Source organism: Streptomyces niphimycinicus (assembly GCF_018883605.1).
Lineage (GTDB): Bacteria > Actinomycetota > Actinomycetes > Streptomycetales > Streptomycetaceae > Streptomyces > Streptomyces niphimycinicus.
On sequence record NZ_JAHLEM010000455.1, the window covers coordinates 1 to 1,005 of the forward strand.

Annotated in this window: 1 protein-coding gene and 1 pseudogene; one reads left to right on the top strand and one right to left on the bottom strand. The window is 68.6% G+C overall.

The window, feature by feature from the left end; translation table 11 throughout:
- Window positions 1–301, top strand: a pseudogene (locus KN815_RS32420) (Acg family FMN-binding oxidoreductase); the annotation flags it as partial.
- Window positions 302–331: 30 nt separating this feature from the next.
- Here KN815_RS32420 and KN815_RS32425 read toward each other — a convergent pair.
- Window positions 332–997: a CBS domain-containing protein gene (locus tag KN815_RS32425; protein ID WP_216345427.1), complete on the bottom strand. Its 666-nt coding sequence runs from the start codon at window positions 995–997 to the stop codon at window positions 332–334.
- Window positions 998–1,005: the final 8 nt, after the last annotated feature.

The window sequence follows — 1,005 nt, forward strand, 5'->3', positions numbered from 1 at the left end:
CCCGACCGCCGATTTCGAGACCTCCCCTCACCTGGCGTTGCTGAGCACCTCACGCGACCGCCCCGTGGACTGGCTGCGCACCGGCCAGGCGGTGGAGCGGGTGCTGCTGCGGGCCACGCTGGAGGGACTGGCTGCCTCGTTCGTCACCCAGGCCCTCGAATGGCACGACCTGCGCTGGCCGCTGCGCGACCCGATGGCGGGCATGGCCTATGTGCAGATGGTGCTGCGGCTTGGATACGGCCCTTCGGGTACGCGGACCCCTCGGCGGCCGGTCCAGGATGTACTGGACATTGAGCCGTAGTACCGGCCGTGTGTCCCGGAGGAATCGCCCTCAGGCCGTGCGTTCCGCCTCGTCCGGCCCGACGCCCCGGAAGTGGCATTCCACGTCCACGACACCTTCCACGGCCCGGGCAAGGCGAGCGGCCACGGGGATCAGCGAGGTATCGCGGAGGTGTCCGCTGAGTGTGACGACTCCCTCCCGCACCTGGACATGGACGCTGCTGCCGGGGAGAAGGTAGGACACCACCGTGCGACGGACCTCTTCCTCGATGTCCAGGTCCGAGCGGAGGAAGACCTTCAGCAGATCGCCCCGGCTGACGATTCCCTGCAACTTGCTCTCGGCGTCGACCACGGGAAGCCGTTTGACCCCTCTGACGGCCATGATCCGAGCCGCCTCGGCCAAGGTGGCGTCCGGGTGGACGGTCACCGCCGGGGAGCTCATCAATTCCTCCGCCGTCACCGCCCCCGCCTTCGCGAGGTCGGGGAGCCGGCGCAACTGCTCGAAGCGGTCCGGATCGCTGTCCCGGAACTCCTCCTTCGGCAGAAGATCAGCCTCGGAGACGACGCCGATGACACGCCCCTCACCCTCCAGCACCGGCATGGCGCTCACGCGCCACTGGCCCAGCGTCTGCACCAGTTCCTTGAACGACGCGTCACGCCCGACGGCGACCACCGTCCGCGTCATCACATCGCTCACGATGTGCGGGGTCTCGGACACTGGAATTC